General features: G+C 71.6%; 13 protein-coding genes and 1 pseudogene. 5 read left to right on the top strand and 9 right to left on the bottom strand.

The window, feature by feature from the left end; genetic code table 11:
- The first annotated feature begins 247 nt into the window (after nucleotides 1-247).
- The 3 genes from STROP_RS06870 (at nucleotide 248) to STROP_RS06860 (ending at nucleotide 1631) form a co-directional block, all read left to right on the top strand.
- Nucleotides 248-643: a hypothetical protein gene (locus STROP_RS06870; protein WP_187151612.1), complete on the top strand. Its 396-nt coding sequence runs from the start codon at nucleotides 248-250 to the stop codon at nucleotides 641-643.
- The gene (locus STROP_RS06865) at nucleotides 640-1089 is read left to right on the top strand and encodes a ferritin-like domain-containing protein (RefSeq protein ID WP_011905264.1); all 450 of its coding nucleotides are present in this window, start codon (nucleotides 640-642) and stop codon (nucleotides 1087-1089) included. Before STROP_RS06870 ends, STROP_RS06865 begins: the two co-directional genes overlap by 4 nt.
- Nucleotides 1090-1160: 71 nt before the next feature.
- Nucleotides 1161-1631: a nitroreductase family deazaflavin-dependent oxidoreductase gene (locus STROP_RS06860; RefSeq protein WP_026275408.1), complete on the top strand. Its 471-nt coding sequence runs from the start codon at nucleotides 1161-1163 to the stop codon at nucleotides 1629-1631.
- A 12-nt stretch (nucleotides 1632-1643) separates the two neighbouring features.
- Here the strand turns inward: STROP_RS06860 and STROP_RS06855 are convergent, their stop codons facing one another.
- The 5 genes from STROP_RS06855 to pcaF form a co-directional block, all read right to left on the bottom strand.
- A complete protein-coding gene (locus tag STROP_RS06855; protein WP_011905262.1) occupies nucleotides 1644-2357 on the bottom strand; it encodes a VIT1/CCC1 transporter family protein in 714 nt (237 codons plus the stop codon).
- The gene (gene map, locus STROP_RS06850) at nucleotides 2354-3211 is read right to left on the bottom strand and encodes a type I methionyl aminopeptidase (protein ID WP_011905261.1); all 858 of its coding nucleotides are present in this window, start codon (nucleotides 3209-3211) and stop codon (nucleotides 2354-2356) included. The genes STROP_RS06855 and map overlap by 4 nt, the downstream gene beginning before the upstream one ends.
- A gap of 208 nt (nucleotides 3212-3419) precedes the next feature.
- Nucleotides 3420-5615, bottom strand: a complete 2196-nt coding sequence (locus STROP_RS06845) for a putative bifunctional diguanylate cyclase/phosphodiesterase (protein ID WP_011905260.1) — start codon at nucleotides 5613-5615, stop codon at nucleotides 3420-3422.
- Between the two features lie 5 nt (nucleotides 5616-5620).
- Nucleotides 5621-6439, bottom strand: a complete 819-nt coding sequence (locus STROP_RS06840) for an SAM-dependent methyltransferase (RefSeq protein WP_026275850.1) — start codon at nucleotides 6437-6439, stop codon at nucleotides 5621-5623.
- 156 nt (nucleotides 6440-6595) lie between these two features.
- Complete coding sequence (gene pcaF / locus STROP_RS06835; RefSeq protein ID WP_011905258.1) at nucleotides 6596-7801, bottom strand: 3-oxoadipyl-CoA thiolase; 1206 nt, start codon at nucleotides 7799-7801, stop codon at nucleotides 6596-6598.
- Between the two features lie 317 nt (nucleotides 7802-8118).
- On the opposite strand from pcaF, the gene STROP_RS06830 reads away from it, so the two are divergent.
- Complete coding sequence (locus STROP_RS06830) at nucleotides 8119-9426, top strand: dicarboxylate/amino acid:cation symporter (protein WP_011905257.1); 1308 nt, start codon at nucleotides 8119-8121, stop codon at nucleotides 9424-9426.
- A 100-nt stretch (nucleotides 9427-9526) separates the two neighbouring features.
- On the opposite strand, the gene STROP_RS06825 is transcribed toward STROP_RS06830, so the two are convergent.
- From STROP_RS06825 to STROP_RS06815, 3 genes and pseudogenes are all read right to left on the bottom strand, one after another.
- Nucleotides 9527-13183: an ATP-binding cassette domain-containing protein gene (locus STROP_RS06825; RefSeq protein ID WP_011905256.1), complete on the bottom strand. Its 3657-nt coding sequence runs from the start codon at nucleotides 13181-13183 to the stop codon at nucleotides 9527-9529.
- An 80-nt stretch (nucleotides 13184-13263) separates the two neighbouring features.
- Nucleotides 13264-13556: pseudogene (locus STROP_RS06820) on the bottom strand (mycothiol transferase); the annotation flags it as partial.
- A gap of 64 nt (nucleotides 13557-13620) precedes the next feature.
- Nucleotides 13621-14262 (bottom strand): maleylpyruvate isomerase family mycothiol-dependent enzyme, encoded by a 642-nt coding sequence (locus tag STROP_RS06815; protein ID WP_011905254.1) that lies wholly within the window; start codon nucleotides 14260-14262, stop codon nucleotides 13621-13623.
- Between the two features lie 273 nt (nucleotides 14263-14535).
- On the opposite strand from STROP_RS06815, the gene STROP_RS06810 reads away from it, so the two are divergent.
- Complete coding sequence (locus tag STROP_RS06810) at nucleotides 14536-15528, top strand: MerR family transcriptional regulator (protein ID WP_026275405.1); 993 nt, start codon at nucleotides 14536-14538, stop codon at nucleotides 15526-15528.
- Between the two features lie 189 nt (nucleotides 15529-15717).
- Here the strand turns inward: STROP_RS06810 and STROP_RS06805 are convergent, their stop codons facing one another.
- Nucleotides 15718-16557: a GNAT family N-acetyltransferase gene (locus STROP_RS06805; protein WP_011905252.1), complete on the bottom strand. Its 840-nt coding sequence runs from the start codon at nucleotides 16555-16557 to the stop codon at nucleotides 15718-15720.
- Nucleotides 16558-16569: the final 12 nt, after the last annotated feature.

Here is a 16569-nt window from a genome sequence, read left to right as displayed (position 1 = left end):
GGTCGGTCGCCATAGCTACACGCCACCGGGGCGGACGCACCGGTGGTTGCGCAGAGCGTAACGCGCCGCCCGCCAGTCGGATGGGCCGGCGCACCGACTCCGGTGCGCTCGGGGGGTGGCCAACATGGTGTTGACTTGGACGGTGATGGGCAAAATGACGCAGCGGAACATGCTTCCACACGGAACAATGGGATATTCCCGACGAAAGGCGCTACGAGTGGGTGCTCTCCTGACCCTCGGTAGCACCGTGCCGTCGCTCACCGGCTGTGATCCGTTCGACCGAGATCCGCCCCCGCCCGACCCACTCGCCCCCATGGTGGACGAGGCATTCGCACTCGCCGCGGCCTACCAGGACGCCGTCACGACGCACCCCGTGCTGGCCGGCCGGCTGACGCCGATCACCGAGGCGCACGCCGCGCACGCGGCGGAGCTGGCCCGGGTCACCGAGGTAGCCCTACCGTCGACAACCCCGACCACCAGTACCGCCGCCGACTCCGACACGACGCTCACCGCGCTACGTGAACGCGAGCGGGCGGCCGGCGAGTCGGCCGTCCAGGCCTGCCTGGCCGCCCCGGCCGAACGGGCCGCCCTGCTCGCCAGCATCGCCGCCGCCCGTGCCAGCCACCTGGAGGCGTTGCAGTGACCACGCCCACCCCCGGAACCGGCGCGCACTCCGCCCACACCGCAGCCCTGACCGCCGAATACGCCGCCATCTGGGCCTACGGCCCGATCGGGGTACGCCTGAACGGTCCCGCGCAGGAGGCGGCCCGTGACGCCGAGGCGGCGCACCGGCGTCGTCGGGACGAGCTCGTGCTGCACCTCACCGACGCCGGCAACAGCCTCCCGGCCGACCAGGCCGGCTACACCCTGCCGTTCCCCGTAACCGACCAGCCGAGCGCCCTCCGGCTCGCCGTTGACATCGAGGAACGTACGGCGGCATTCTGGCGGGCGGCGGTGGCCGCCACCGACGGTACCGAGCGGGAACGCGCGCTCGCGGCGCTGGTCGACTGCGCGGTGCGGGCCACCCGCTGGCGGCGAACCGCCGAGATCACCCCCCTGACCGTGCCCTTCCCCGGAAGGACCGCCTGACCGATCGGCATGGGGCCACCGACAGCGGGGCCGGAGCATCGACCCGGGGAGCAGCCGGCAGGATGTTCTCCATGTCCATTCTTGGTTCCCTGACCCGCCGAGTCGGTCACCACCCCTGGTTCAGCGCCGCCGCCCGGCTCCTCGTCCCCGTTGACCGTGCGGTTGGGCGGCTCACCCGCGGGCGGGTGGTCGCCCTCGGACTGCTCCCATCATTGATCATCACTACGACCGGCCGTCGTTCCGGCAAACCCCGCAGCAACCCCCTGCTGTACGTGCCGGACGGGGACGGCTACGTGGTCGTCGGATCGAACTGGGGACAGACCCACCAGCCTGCCTGGGCGTTGAACCTGCTCGCCGCCCCCAACGCCGAGGTGGACATCAAGGGACGCCGGTTTCCGGTACGCGCCGACGCCGCCGAGGGCGCCGAGCGGGACCGACTCTGGCAGTTGCTGGTGACCGAGTGGCCGCCCTACCGGGCCTACGTGCAGCGGGCCGGCGACCGCGAAATCCACATTTTCCGGCTGGTACCCGTCGCTGGGTAGCCGGAACTCTCCCTACAGCCCGCCCTGGACGCCGATCAGGGTGCCGATGCCGTAGGTCGCGGCGGCGGCGAGGCCGCCCAGCAACAGCTGACGTAGGCCCGCCGACCACCAGGGCCGGCTGGTGAACCGAGCGACGATCGCGCCGGCCAGGAAGAGGCCGAAGCCGCCGACGCCGAGGGCCAGCCAGAGGCTGGTGCTGCCGAGCAGGTAGGGCAGCAGGGGTACCAGGGCGCCGACGGAGAAGCAGACAAACGACGAGATCGCTGCCGCCCACGGGCTCGGCTGGTCGTCCGGATCGACGCCCAGCTCCTCCCGGACGTGCACCCGCAGCGCCTCCTCGGGGTTGCGCCGCACCACCTCCGCGACCTGCGTCGCGAGCTCCCGGGGCAGGCCGCGGGCCACCCAGGTGTCCGCCAGTTCGCGCGCCTCGACCTCGGGATGCCGCTCTAGCTCCCGCCGCTCCTTGGCCACCTCCGCAGCGACCTGTTCATTGGCCGACCGGACGCTGGTGTACTCCCCCAACCCCATGGAGATGGCCCCGGCGACCAGGCCGGCGGTGCCGGTGAGGACCACGGCGTGCGCCGACGCCCCGCCACCACCCACCCCCGCGATCAGGGCGATGTTGGTGACCAGTCCGTCCATCGCCCCAAAGACCGCGGGGCGCAGCCAGCCGCCAGAAACATCCGCATGGTGTGCCTCCCGCAACGCCGCCGGGGTCTCGGTCATGGCAGGGTTAGGATCTCGTAGCCGTCGTCGGTCACCAGGATCGTGTGCTCGAACTGGGCGGTCCACTTCCGGTCCTTGGTCACCACGGTCCAGCCGTCATCCCACATGTCGTACTGGTAGGTGCCGAGGGTGATCATCGGCTCGATGGTGAAGGTCATGCCGGGCTCCATCACGTCGGTGGGCCGAGGGCTGTCGTAGTGCGGCACATAGAGCCCGCTGTGAAAAGCCTCGCCGATGCCGTGCCCGGTGAAGTCGCGCACCACCCCGTAGCCGAAGCGCTTCGCGTACGATTCGATCACCCGACCGATCACATTGATCTGCCGACCGGGGGCGACCGCCCGAATGCCCCGCATCGTCGCCTTGTGGGTCCGCTCGACCAGCAACCGGACCTCTTCGCTCACCTCACCCACACAGAAGGTGGCATTGGTGTCGCCGTGCACCCCGTCGAGGAAGGCGGTGACATCAACGTTGATGATGTCACTGTCTTGGAGCACCGTCGAGTCGGGGATACCGTGGCAGATCACCTCGTTCAGGCTGGTGCAGCAGGACTTGGGGAACCCCCGGTAACCCAGCGTCGACGGGTAGGCACCGTGGTCGCAGAGGAACTCGTGCACCACCTTGTCGATCTCGTCGGTGGAGACACCCGGCTTGCAGTGCTCGCCCGCGAGCACGATGGCCCGCGCCGCCAACCGCCCGGCGGCCCGCATCCGCTCGATGGTCTCCGGAGTCTGCACGTGTGAGCCACGCCACTGCTTGGGCTGCTTCTTGCCCACGTACTCGGGTCGGGGAATGTGGGCGGGCACCTGCCGCCAGGGAGAGAGCGTGCCGGGGGTCAACGGCGCACGGACGGTCATGGCGCAAGCCTATCGCCGCGACCTCGACGCTGCTTGGCGCCCATCGCGCCCCCGGGCCACCCCAGGCGGAACCGCACCCCTGAAATGGTTTGCCCCACTACCGGCCGCGGCCGCATCCTGGGTGCAGTGGCCAGGCCCGATCCGGACGGGCCCGCGCCGGGCGCTCGGCAACGCCCGGCTCGCGGCGGCGCGGAATCCGACCTCTCTCTCACGTACGGTGATCCGCCGTACCCGACGGGTTCCGCGCCGCCGCTCCCCTCAGCCGGGCCGTGATCTCACCTGCCGGCCCCGGCGCACCGAACCAGTAGCCCTGCCCGGTGTCACACCGCAGCACCCGCAGCCGCTCGGCCTGCACCCCGGTCTCCACCGCCTCGGCGGTGACCAACAGACCAAGCGCCCGCGCCAGCCGCACCAGGGCGTCCACGATCTGCTCGTCCCGATGGCTGGTCGCCGTCTCTGTTACGCCCTCGCGCAGCCCCTCCACGAACGGACCCGCCAACTTCAGGCACCGGATCGGCAACCGGCGCAGGTACGCCAGATTCGAGTAGCCGGTGCCGAAGTCGTCGATTGCCAGCCCCACCCCCAGCCCGGCGAGCCGATGCAACGCCCGCAGCGGTTCCCCCGCGGTGCCCATCACAGCGCTCTCGGTCAGCTCCAGCTGCAGGAGCTCGGCGGGAAGCCCACTGTCGGTCAGCGCCCCCGCCACCATGTCCACGATGGCGGGATGCTCCACCTGACGCGCGGCGAGGTTCACGCTGACGACCAGGCGAGCCTCCGGAAACTCGCGCCGCCAGGCATCGGCGTCCCGGCACGCCTGGCGCAGCACCCACTCGCCGAGTTGGACGATCAGCCCGGTCTCCTCGGCCAGCCCGATGAACTGAGCCGGGCCGAGCAAGCCCAGCTTGGGATGCTGCCACCGGACGAGGGCCTCCACGGCCCGCATCGAGCCGTCCAGCAGGGAGACGATCGGCTGGTAGTCCAGCACGAACTCATCCCGCTCCAACGCCGTCGGCAGCCCGGCGGCCAGCGTGGACCGGGCGATCTCACGCGCGCTTCGCTCCCGATCCCAGACCGCCCACCGGCCGCGCCCCTCGGCCTTGGCCCAGTACAGCGTGGTGTCGGCCGCCTTCATCAGCTCCGACGGGTCGGTCGTGTTCACCGGGCACTCGACGATGCCGACGCTCGCCGAGACCATGAGCTGGTGATCACCGATCCGAATCGGTGCGGCGACGGCCGCGAGCGCGGCCTCCGCGACGCTCACCACGTCGTCGAGGGACTCCCCGTCGTCAACCAGGATGACGAACTCGTCGCCCCCCATCCGTGCCACCAGGTGCCCGGACCCGGCGACGCAGTCCGACAGCCGGTCGGCGATCTCCACGAGCAGCTGGTCGCCCAGGTCGTGACCGAGGCTGTCGTTGACCGCCTTGAACCCGTCCAGATCCAGGAAGCAGACCCCGACCGGGCGGCCAGCGCCAGCATTGTCAAAGACCACTCCGAGGGTCTCGAAGAAGAGGGTCCGGTTGGGCAGGCCGGTGAGTGGGTCGTGCAGTGCCTGAAACCGGAGGCGCTGCTGGAGCTCGTACCGATCGGTGATGTCCTCCACCACCGCGACGGTGAACCGGGGATGACCGTCGTCGTGCCGGACCAACGACACCGCCAGGTCGGTCCAGACGGCAGAACCGTCCTTGCGGTAGTACCGCTTCTCGACCCGGACGGAGTCCCGCTTGCCATCGACGAGTTGCTGGTAGAGCTCCCACATACCGGCCGCGTCGTCCGGGTGGAACAGCGACGACACATTCCGCTGCCGCAGCTCCTCGATCGTGTAGCCGAGCATGTCGGCGAACACCTGGTTGACGTCGATGATCTGACCATCCACCAACCCGATGCCGATCCCGATGGCGGCACCCGAGAAGACCGCGCGGAACCGGGCCTCGCTGTCCCGCAACGCCTGCTCCACCTCGTCCCGCGCCTGCCAGGCCGAGCGGGCGATCCGCTCCTGCTGGGCGAAGGTACGGTCCCGCAGCGCCCGGGCGAATCCGGCTGCCATCGCGCCCTGCAACGCCGCGACGCGGGTAGCCACCTCACCTGTACCGACCAGGTCGGGCAGCACCCGGGCGAGGAAGCGGTCACCGAGTGCCCGTACCGACCAGTCGAGCACCCCCGGCTCGGTCAGGTGCGCCTCGGCCAGCGCCCGGCCGACCTGGGCCGCGGGGTGGGACGAGAACGGCTCGGCGCGCAGCGCCTGGGCCAGCCGAACGGTGTGCCGGTGCAACAGCCGCTGGGTCTCCTCGGCGCTCAACGGGACGAAGCCGAGCCGGCGTACGGCGCGGGCCCACTCGGCCGCGTACCCCTGGGCGCCGGCCTGGCTGCGGTCGCGCCCTCCCGACTCCAGGACAACGGCCACCGCGATCAGCCCACCGATTGGTCGTGTCGGGCGACGCCGCCGAAAGCACCGAACTGCTCCGGATTGTCGTCTACGTCGGAGGCAGAGTCCGGCCGCCACAACGGCATGTGGACCACCCCCGGCTCCAGCAGGGTCCAGCCCCCGAAGAAGCCGGTGATCTCGGCGCGGGAACGCAGGGTGATCTCGGTGTCGGTACGCGCCGACAACCGCTGGGCATCGAGCATCTCCCGCGGCTGGTCCTCGAATGTGGAGTGTGAGATCACCAGGTAACTACCGGGCGCGGCGGCGGCCCGGAGCGTGGCGAGGAGGTCTCCGGGGCGATCGTCGTCGCCGACGAAGTGCACCACCCCGGCGAGCAGGATGCCCACCGGCCGGTCGAAGTCCAGCAGGTTCAGCGCCCGGGCCTCGGCCAGAATGTGCCCGGGATCACGCAGGTCGGCCTGGATGACCCCGGTCCAGTCGTTACCCGCCAGCAGCTCCCGGCTGTGCGCCACCGCGACCGGGTCAATGTCGACGTAGACGATCCGGGCCTTCGAGTTGACCGCCTGGGCCACCTCGTGCACGTTGCCGACGGTCGGGATGCCGGAGCCGATGTCGAGGAACTGGTCGATGCCGGCATCCAGCAGCACCCGGACCGCGCGGCGGAGGAACTCGCGGCCGGCGCGCATGGTGCCGGCGAGGTTCGGCGTCATGCTGGCGATCTGCTCGGCGAGCTGCCGATCGATCTCGAAGTTGTGGGCCCCGCCGAGAAAGTAGTCATACACCCGGGCCGCGCTCGGGCGGGAAAGGTCGATCTCGGCGGGAAGTCCGTCCGGCTTCTGCACAGTGCTGCACCCCAAGTCGTCGCCGCGGTGCGGGAGGGAACCGGTGTCGAGGCGCGTACGGACACGCGGAGGCCACCGGCCGACCCGCGGATCATTAGGTGCACATAACTGTAGGCGTGCGTCATTCCCAACGGGAGGGTGCGGGCGGGCCACCGGTCACCCCACGGACTCCAACAGCAGCGAGATGCCCTGGCCCACGCCGACGCACATGGTGGCCAGCGCCCGCCGGCCGCCCCGGCGACGCAACTCCAGGGCGGCGGTCAGCGCCAGCCGGGCCCCACTCGCGCCGAGCGGATGCCCCAACGCGATCGCGCCCCCGTTGGGATTGACATGCTCGGCGTCCTCCGGCAGGCCCAGTTCCCGCAAGACGGCCACCGCCTGCGCGGCGAACGCCTCGTTCAGCTCGACCACGTCCAGATCGCCCACCCCCAGACCGTGCCGGTCGAGGAGCCGGCGGGTGGCCGGCACCGGGCCGACGCCCATCACCCGTGGCGACACACCGGCCGCGGCGGAGCCGACGACCCGGGCCAACGGGGTCAGGTCGTACCGCGTGAGTGCTGCCTCGGACGCCACCAGCAGCGCCACCGCGCCGTCGTTGACGCCGGAAGAGTTGCCGGCGGTGATCGTGCCCCCCACCCGGAACGGGGTGGGCAGCGCGGCCAGCTTCGCCAGCGACGTCTCCCGCGGATGCTCGTCGACCTCGACCACCGTCGTCCCCCGCCGGCCGGCGGGAGCGGGCACCGGCACGATCTCCTCGGCGAACCGGCCGTCGGCCTGCGCCTGCGCCACGCGCTGCTGGGAGCGGTACGCGAACTCGTCCTGCGTGGCACGCGCGACGCCGTACTCGGCAGCGACGTTCTCCGCGGTCTCCGGCATCGAGTCGATGCCCCACCCCTGCTCCAGCACCGGGTTGACCAGCCGCCAGCCGATGGTGGTGTCGTAGACCTCCGCGTTGCGGGAGAACGCGGTCTCAGCCTTGGGTAACACGAACGGCGCCCGGCTCATGCTCTCCACCCCGCCGGCCACCACCAGGTCGGCCTCACCGGCGACGATGGAGCGGGCGGCGATGGCGAGGGCGTCCAGGCCGGAGCCGCAGAGCCGGTTGACCGTGCTCCCGGGCACCTGCTCGGGCAGCCCGCCGAGCAGCGCCGCCATCCGGGCCACGTTGCGGTTGTCCTCACCGGCCTGGTTCGCGCAGCCGAGGATCACGTCGTCGGTACGGGCCCAGTCCACCGTCGGGTGCCGGGCGAGCAGCTCCCGGATCACATGCGCGGCCAGGTCATCGGGGCGGACGCCGGCGAGCGCCCCGGCATACCTCCCGATCGGAGTACGGACACCAGCCACCAGATATGCCACGGTCATCGCGAGTCCTTCGGGGTGGGAAGGTCGGGGGTGGAGCGGGCCCGGATCCCGGGCGACGCTCCGCGTCAGAATATCGACGCTCGGACCGGCCGGGGTCGGCGGTGCGTGGCCTGAGCCACCAGGTGGGGAGCGTCACCTGTCCGCTGCTCCCGAAACAGCGCAGTGCGGTGTAGCGTCAACCGGCAATGACCAACGTCTGGAATCTCACCGTGCGCTTGTACGTCGACCTTCGACGACAGGCCAGCGGTGTCTGTCCGGCGCGGCCGCAGCTCTGACGCCGCCCCGCACCTTTCTTTTTCTCCAGACTTGGACCATTCATGCGCAAGATCCCCTTTTCCGTGCAGATCCTGCTCGGCCTCGCCCTCGGCGTGGCCCTCGGCTACCTCGCCCGGGCCGCTGAGCTGAGCTGGCTGGCCAGCAGCCTCGACACCGTCGGTGGCCTCTTCGTCCAGCTCCTCAAACTGGCCGTGCCACCCCTGGTCTTCACCGCCATCGTGGTCAGCGTGGTCAGTCTGCGGGGCGTGGCCAACGCCGCCCGGCTGGCGCTGCGAACGCTGCTCTGGTTCGGTGCCACCGCGCTCATCGCGGTCACCGTCGGCATCGGCCTCGGGCTCCTCACCGATCCCGGCCGCGGGGTCACCCTGGACACGGCCGACGCCACCGCCCCGACCAAGACCGGCGCCTGGACCGACTTCCTCTCCGGCATCGTGCCGACCAACCCGGTCGGCGCGTTCGTCGAGGGCAACGTCCTCCAGATCGTCTTCCTCGCCCTCGTCATCGGCGCGGCGGCCCTGCTGGTCGGCCCGCCCGCCGAGCCGTTCGTCGAGCTCAACCGGGCCCTACTGGAAATCGTCCAGAAGGCGCTGTGGTGGGTGATCCGGCTCGCCCCGATCGGGACCCTGGGTCTGATCGGCAAGGCCGTCGCCACGTACGGCTGGGACCTGCTGGCCCCACTGGCCCGCTTCACCACCGCCGTCTACGTCGGCTGCGCGATCGTGCTGTTCGTGGTCTACCCGCTGCTGCTGCTCGGCGCCGGCCGACTCAACCCGCTGCGCTTCTTCGCTGGTGCCGGACCAGCGATCCAACTGGCCTTCGTCTCCCGTTCCTCGGTCGGCACCATGCCGGTGACCCAGCGCGCGGTCGAACGGCTGGGAGTCCCCCGCGAGTACGCCTCGTTCGCGGTCCCGTTCGGTGCCACCACGAAGATGGACGGCTGCGCGGCGATCTACCCGGCCCTGGCCGCGATCTTCGTGGCGCAGGTCTTCGGGGTGGAGCTGGGCGTCACCGACTACCTGCTGATCGCCTTCGTCTCCGTGGTCGGGTCGGCGGCGACCGCCGGCCTCACCGGCGCGATCGTCATGCTCACGCTGACGCTGAGCACGCTCGGCCTGCCGCTGGCCGGCGCGGGCCTGCTGCTGGCCATCGACCCCATCCTGGACATGGTCCGCACCGCGACCAACGTCGCCGGGCAGGCCCTCGTGCCGACGATCGTGGCGGCCCGGGAGGGCACCCTCGACCGGACCGCGTACGACTCGGCCGGCCGACGGAGCCTGGTTGACGATGAGCCGGTCGAGCGCGACTCTCGGCCCGGCCAGCGCGAGGAGCCGACCTTGGCCCCCGCCTGAGTGGATCGCCCATCCGGCCCCGCCCCGGTGCTGGGGCGGGGCCGGCATCGGTCCCGACCGACTCGGCCGGCAGCCCGCGCCCCGCACCAGGGCTAGCCCGTCAGCCGGCCAGGTGGGACCACTGCGCCGCCAGCTCACACCAGCGGCCCTGGGCGGCCACCCGGCCGTCGCGCAACACCAGGACGTGGTCGGCGCGGAGCAACGCCGCCCGTTTCGAGGTCGACCCCAGCACGGTGACACCGTGCTGTCGCAGCGCCGCCCAGAGCGCCAGCTCCGTGGTGACATCCAGCGCGGAGGAGACATCGTCGGCGACCAGCAGCTCGCTCCGCGGGGCGAGGGCACGGGCCAGCGCGAGACGCTGAAGCTGCCCGCCGGAGAGCCGGGTGCCCTTGTGCCCGATAGCCAGCCCGAGACCGGCCCCGGAGGCCGCCAGGTCAGGCTCGAGCTGGGCGGTCGACACGGCCGCGTCGGCGCCCACCGGATGGTCGAGGGTGATGTTGTCGGCGACCGTCCCGGAGAGCACCCGGGGCTGCTGACCGACGTAGCCGACCTGGTGCGGGCGGAGAAACAGCTCCGGCTCGGTCACCGGTACGCCGTTCCACATCAGCCGACCTGTGTACGGAACGATCCCGGCGAGGGCCCGTAGCAGCGACGACTTGCCTGACCCGACCGGACCAACCACCAGGACGAGCTGGCCGCGTTCCAGCGTCAGGTCGACATCGCGGACCGCTGCCACCCCGTCCGAGTGGCGGACCCCGAAGCCGGCCAGTTCGAGCCGATGCAGGGGGTGCCGGGCCGGCGCCGACGGCGCCGGAGCGGTCCCGGCGGCCGGATCGACTCCCGGCAGCGCCGCCGAGTACGCCGGCGCCCCGGTCATCGCCACCGTCCGCTGGGTCCACACCCGCGCCGACGGGACCTGGGACAGCAACGACGCCGCGGTCCAGGCGATCCAGCGTGCCGTGACGAGAGTGGAGACGGCGACCAGGGTCGCGCCGGCCGACAGCACACCGGCCAGGAACAGCCCCCACGCGCCGATCGGTAGCAGCCCGCTGACCAACGACGGCGTGGAGCGGGACCACACCTGGGTGGAGATCTCCCGCCGCTGGCGCTGGCTGCGGGTGGCGTCCAGGTCGGCGAGGTGGTCGAGCACCGGCCCGGTCGCGCCGGCCAACTTCACCGTCCGCGCGGCGGAGAGCCCGGAGACCAGCGCGGTCGCGTACGCGGCCCGCGCCGTCACCGTCGCCCGTGCGCTGCGCTCCAGGGCCGGACCGAACGAGGTGGCCACCAACGCGGACGCCACCATCGTCCCGACGAAGAAGAGCCCGGGTACGACGCTGCCGGAGATCACGGTCATCGTCACCAGCAGGGCCAGGCCGACGAACTGGTCCAGCGCGTTGTCGGCCAGCTCCACGACCCGTTCGGTGTCACCGCCCTGGGCGACCACCTCGGCGGGGGTGTAGCCACCGACCCGCCGCGGCCCGGTCTGCCCGTGCACCAGCCGGAGGTTGATCCGCAGCATCTGCCGTACCCACCAGCCCTGGAACCACAATGTTGAGTACCAGTGGAAGGGGAGCATGGCCAGCAGCCCGGCCGCGATGCCCAGCGCCGGTAGCCACGGCTCCCTGACACCGTCGACCACGTCCGCCCAGAGCCACGGCAGCACCGGGCCGGCCAGGCCGACCAACACCAGCACGATGAAGGGCACGAGCGCCGCCAGGCCGTACCGCGGGTCGTTGCGGAGCAGCCGCCAGATTTCCCGCAGCGTTCGGCCGAGCGAGGCCACCGGCGGCGGCGAGGCGCCCCCGGTCGGTGTCGAGGCGCCCCCGGTCGGTGGCAGAGCGCCCTCGGCCGGCGGTCGGCACTCCTCGGCCACCATCGGTGGCCGGACGTCCACGGCGACCGGCGACGTGGGCTTCGCTGGGGCCGCCGCCGGTCCGAGGTCGGGCCTGGCGTCCGGCTCCGGGCCGTCCAGCAGCCCGACCCCGCCGCCGACACCGCTACCGCTGGCACGACCGGGGCCACCGCCGCCAACGCCGACCTGGGCGGGCGTGGGGGCGCTGGTGCTGACGGGGGTGACGGCGTCGCTGGTAGCGGCGTGACTGGTGGCGAGCAGCTCGGCGAAACGCCCCGACTCCCGCAGCGGCCCGGCCTCGAGCACCGCGCCGTCGGCCAGCACCACCACCTCGTCGCAGTGCCGCACCGAGGAGAGCCGGTGCGCGATGACGAGGCCGATCCGGTCGCGCAGCAGCCGTTCGGTGGCCGCCTGAACCCGCGCCTCGGTGACCGGATCGAGCCGGGCGGTCGCCTCGTCCAGGATCACCACGTGCGGGTCGCGTACCAGAATCCGGGCGAACGCGACCAGCTGCTCCTGGCCGGCCGAGAGGACGTGCCCACCCTCCCCGAGCCGGGTCCGCAGACCGTCGGGGAGTTCGGTGACCCAGCTGTCGAGGCCGAGTTCGCGCAGGGCATCGGCGGCGGCGTCCAGGAGGTCCGGGTCGAAGAGGGCGATGTTCTCGGCGAGGGTGCCGGCCAGGATCTCGGTACGCTGCGGCACCACCGCCACCCAACGGCGCAGCTTCTCGACATCGATGTCGCGCAGGTCGCGGCCGCCGAGCAGCACCGTTCCGGCCGGTACCTCGACCGCGCGGGTGAGCACCTTCGCCAGCGTGGACTTACCCGAACCGGTCCGGCCGACCACGGCGTACGAACGGCCCCGGATGAAGGTCAGGTGGATGTCGCGCAGGGCCGGCCCACGGGCGCCGTCGGCAACCGGGTATTGGAAGGTCAGACCCCGCACCGTCAGATCGCCGTCAACCGGGGCCAGCCCGCCCACCCTCTCCTGCGGGCAGTCCGCCAGCAGCCGCACGCGACCCCAGGCACCGAGGGCGAACTGGATCTCCGGCACCAGCTGGCTGACGTGCTCGATGGTCACGCCGAAAGCGATGGCGAGCAGCCACACGGCGGTCAGTCGGGCGCCGTCCACCCGCCCGCTGGCCAGCGCCCACGCTCCGACGAGCACCACTGCGGCGATCCCGACGCTGGTGACGCCGACCGCCGTGGTGGTGACGCGGGCGGACATCCGCCATACCGGCCTCGCCCGGGAGAGCACGGCCGCCGCCCGGGTAGCCCAGAGCCGCAGCACGTACGGCTGGGCGAGGCTGGTCCGCACGTCATCCTGGCCGTGGACGGCCTCCTCCATCACCGCGGCCAGATCGGACCAGGCCGCTTCCTCGGCCATCCGGGCCGGAACAATGCGCGCGGTGGGCCCGCGCAGGACGACGACGAGGGCACCGGCGAGCAGCAGCATGGTCAGCCCGCCGGGCCACCAGACACCCAGCGCGACGACCGCGGAGAGCAGGCCCGCGGTCAGCATCTGGACGATCCGGATACCTTGCGACCGGAGCCCGGCGGCAACCTGATAGACATCGCCGTCGATCCGGTCGAGTAGTTCGCCGACCGGCGTCGCCTCCAAGGTGGGCAGGTCCTGCCCGAAGGCGACCCGGCAGAGCCGGCGCCGGACGGCGGCGGACCAGTCGGCGGTCACCCCCGCCAGCACCAGATTGACCACGAGACCGCTGACCACGGCGGCGACCAGCGCCGCCGCGAGCAGAACGAAGGCACCGACGGAGCGGTGCACCAGGACCGGCCCGGCCAACGCGGCGGCAGCGGCCTGGCCGCCGGCGCCGAGCAGGACCAGGATGGCTACGGCCGTCATGCGGCGGGGCGCGGTGGCCCACAGGTCACGGAGCAGGCGCACGGAAGACCCTAACGACGAGCGGTGCGGGAGCGCCCAGCCTCGCCCAGCGGGCACCCGTCGCTCAACGCATTTTGGCCCGACTACTGTCCTCTGCGCCCATCGATGCATTCCCGAAGAAGGTCAGCGTGGCCCAGGTGGCGTGCGTACTCCTCATCATGTGGACCAGGACTTTTCGTAGCTCCACATCGTCGTCGCCTCGGGCATCCAGCTCCGTTCGCGCGACGAACTCGTTGGCGGCATCGCACTGTCGTCCCCATTCCCTGAAGGCGATCTCAACATCGGAGTTTGCCGGCATCGGAAAGGTGAACTCCTCGCTGTGCACACCGTTGGGGCGGAACGGGCGAGGACCGCTGCCGCCCTGCATCACCCACTGTGCAACGCGGTACGCCCGGCGCCCGCCCTCGGCTCGGCCTGATCCGTGCGCACCTGCGTCAAGGTCAGGAGGCGACGCGCTCGACGAGGGTCCCGGCCCCGGGTCCGGTGAGCTCGTCGGGTGCGACCGGCCGACCGGAGACCGCGAGCAGGAGAGCGAGGGCCGTTCCACACACCTCGGCACCAGCTCCACTGTCGACGGAGGCGTCGGAGGTGACCAGTCGCAGCCCGCTCGCACGCTCCCTGCCGCCGCCCAGCTTCACCGTCGTCCGGAGTTGGAATTTCAGTGCTGCCGCCACGTGCTCCACTGGGTAGTTGCCGCTGAGCCCCACTGCCCGTCGGATGTCCTCGCCGTGGACGAACGCCTCGATGAGGCGGGTGACGAGCGCGGCCGGTGGGGTGCTGGTGCGGGTCACGACCGCTCGGAACGCGGCGAGGGTGTCCGTCGGGTCCTCGCAGCGTTCACGTGCGATACCGAGCGCGTTCTGGCGGTCGAAGTCGAAGTGGGCGGTGACCATGTCTCGGACGAAGCGGAGCCGTGTCGTCTTCGCGGTGTCGACGAGGTGGGCGACCACGTCGTGGACGTCCCATCCGGGGCAGGCGGTCGGAGCGTTCCACTGCTCGGGCGCCAGGGTCTCGAGGCTGCGCACGAGAGCCGCGCGCTCGTGGTGAACGACAGTCCACACCGCGGCATGCCGGCTATTCATGTCGCCACCCAAGCAGCAGGGACCGACACTACGGGCTGGGCTGGCGGTTCTGACGGTCGGCGAAGCTGATGTTCAAGCTCCGGCCGCCCCCGGCTGCGGGGGTGGCCGGCGTGGTGTCAGAGCTGCACGACATGTGCACTCGCCAGCGGCACCGCACTGTCGTCTCCACTTCCTGAACGCCTTGGACATCGGGGAACGTGGCTCGAACCCGGCTGGAGGACGGCTGGAGCAGAACGTGCATCTCAAGCCGCTGGAGATTGCATAGTGAGCCTCGTGGAGATGAACCAGCTGTACCCCATCGGGGTTGTCGCCCGACGGACCGGCCTGAACATCAGCACCGTCCGGTACTACGCGGACGCCGGTGTCGTCACACCCTCCGCCAGTACCCCGGCCGGTCACCGCCTGTACGACGTGTCGGCCATCGCTCGACTGGAACTGGTCCGGACGCTACGGGAACTCGGTGCCGGCCTGGGCGAGATCCGGCGGGTGCTGGCTGGTGAGGCGACGTTGCGCGAGTTGGCCGCCACCCACCTGGCCCTGTTGGAACGGCAGGAGGCGCGGCTGCGCAGGCGTCGCGCGGTGCTGTCGACGATCGTCAGGCAGGACTCCACGGCCGAGCAGGTATTGCTGATGCACAAGCTGGCCGGAATGTCGGACGAGGAGCGCGACCAGTTGGTCGACGAGTTCTGGACCGAGGTCTGCACCGGTTGGGAGCCGCCGGAACGGATGACTGAGTGGTGGCGGGCGGCGCGGCCGGAACTGCCCGACTATCCCACCGCGGCGCAGTTGGAGGCGTGGATCGAGCTGGCCGAGCTGGTCCGGGACACCGAGGCTCGACAGGCCGTACGCCGTGAGCTGTACGAGGTGTGCACCACCGGGGCCGGGCCGCTGATGACCTCGTCGCCGATGCTGGACAGCCTGGAGGCGGCCACGCCGATCGGCCAGGCCGCGATGGACGCGGCGCGGGAGCAGGTGCCACCGGACTCGCCACGGGGGCGGGCGGTCGCCGACCAGTGGATCGGGTGGCTGACCGGCATCTTCGCGACGCCGGACGCCCCCGGGACGCCGGACACTCCTGAGTTCCGGATCCAGACGGCCGACCACATGCTGGCGGGCGCGGAGTGGGACCGCACGCCACCGCTGCCGGAGGGACCGTTCGACCGATACATGGCGCTGGTCACGACCGTGAACAACGCGCCGCAGGAGCAGTTCCCGTGGGAGTGGCTAGCCGCGGCACTGCGCGCATCCGCCCTGCCTCCTCGCTGACGCGTCCCGGCTCGGGGCCGGGCCGACATTCGCCTCACGCGGTCGGAAGAACAGGCGAATGGCGTCCGACGGAGGTACGACGGACGTGAGCAGGACAGTGGTCGGCGTGCGGTCATTCGACAATGTGGGCCGGAGGCAGCCGGAGCTGTCGGCAAGGGCCGATCCAGCGACCGGCTGCGTGTTACTCGCTCAGAACAGGACGGTGGCCAGAGTGCCCATCGGGCGGAAGCCGCAGCGCTCGTAGACCCGCCGGGCGGCCCGGTTGAAGTCGTTGACGTAGAGGCTGACCGTGGGCGCGAAGCGGTGTAGCGCGTCCCGGACGACGGCGGCCATCGCCGCCGCGGCGATCCCCCGGCCCCGCCACTCGGGGGCCACCCAGACCCCCTGCACCTGGGCGGTACGCCGGGTCACCACCGCCAGCTCGGCCTTGAAGACGACCTCGCCGTCAACGAAGCGGACGTATGCCCGACCGGCCCGAACCAGGTCCTGGACCCGACGGTAGTAGCCGCGCCCGTCGTCCTCTGCCAGCGGCGAGACACCGACCTCCTCGGTGTACATGGCCACGGCGGCTGGGAAGAGCCGATCCACCTCGCCGCGGCGCACGTGGCGCACCTGCGGGTCCGGGGCCACGGCGGGCACGGTGTCGGTGGCGAGCAGCGGCTGGTTGGGGCGGACGTCCCGGGCCGGGCCCCAGGTGGAGGCGAGCCGCTCCCAGAGGCCGAGCACCGCGTCGGCCCGACCGACAATCGACGAGCAGAGTCGCTCCTGCCCGGCGAGTAGGTCGGCGTAGGCGGCGATGGCGGGCTCGGTCGCGAGCACCGGGGTGAGGTTACCGCCCAACCAGCAGACGGATTCCAGGTTTCGACGGGAGCCGTAGCCGAGGACCCGTCCCTCGGACCGCCACCAGCCGAGCCCGCGCGCGGCGACCCGCTCGGCGACCTGGGCGCCCGCGTACGGGTCGAGGTCGAGCAGCTGCTCGACTGCGCGACGCTCCGATTCCCCGAGTTGCCGTACCGGCGTCGTCAGCACGGTTTTCAGCCT

Source organism: Salinispora tropica CNB-440 (assembly GCF_000016425.1).
Classification (GTDB): Bacteria; Actinomycetota; Actinomycetes; order Mycobacteriales; family Micromonosporaceae; genus Micromonospora; species Micromonospora tropica.
This window is presented reverse-complemented; position numbering and strand designations above follow the sequence as displayed.

What these genes read in the sequence shown, in the direction of transcription:
- map (WP_011905261.1), bottom strand. Translation starts at nt 3,211, where the DNA reads ATGACCGTCCGTGCGCCGTTGACCCCCGGCACGCTCTCTCCCTGGCGG.
- STROP_RS06830 (WP_011905257.1), top strand. Translation starts at nt 8,119, where the DNA reads ATGCGCAAGATCCCCTTTTCCGTGCAGATCCTGCTCGGCCTCGCCCTC.
- STROP_RS06855 (WP_011905262.1), bottom strand. Translation starts at nt 2,357, where the DNA reads ATGACCGAGACCCCGGCGGCGTTGCGGGAGGCACACCATGCGGATGTT.
- STROP_RS06860 (WP_026275408.1), top strand. Translation starts at nt 1,161, where the DNA reads ATGTCCATTCTTGGTTCCCTGACCCGCCGAGTCGGTCACCACCCCTGG.
- STROP_RS06815 (WP_011905254.1), bottom strand. Translation starts at nt 14,262, where the DNA reads ATGAATAGCCGGCATGCCGCGGTGTGGACTGTCGTTCACCACGAGCGC.
- pcaF (WP_011905258.1), bottom strand. Translation starts at nt 7,801, where the DNA reads ATGACCGTGGCATATCTGGTGGCTGGTGTCCGTACTCCGATCGGGAGG.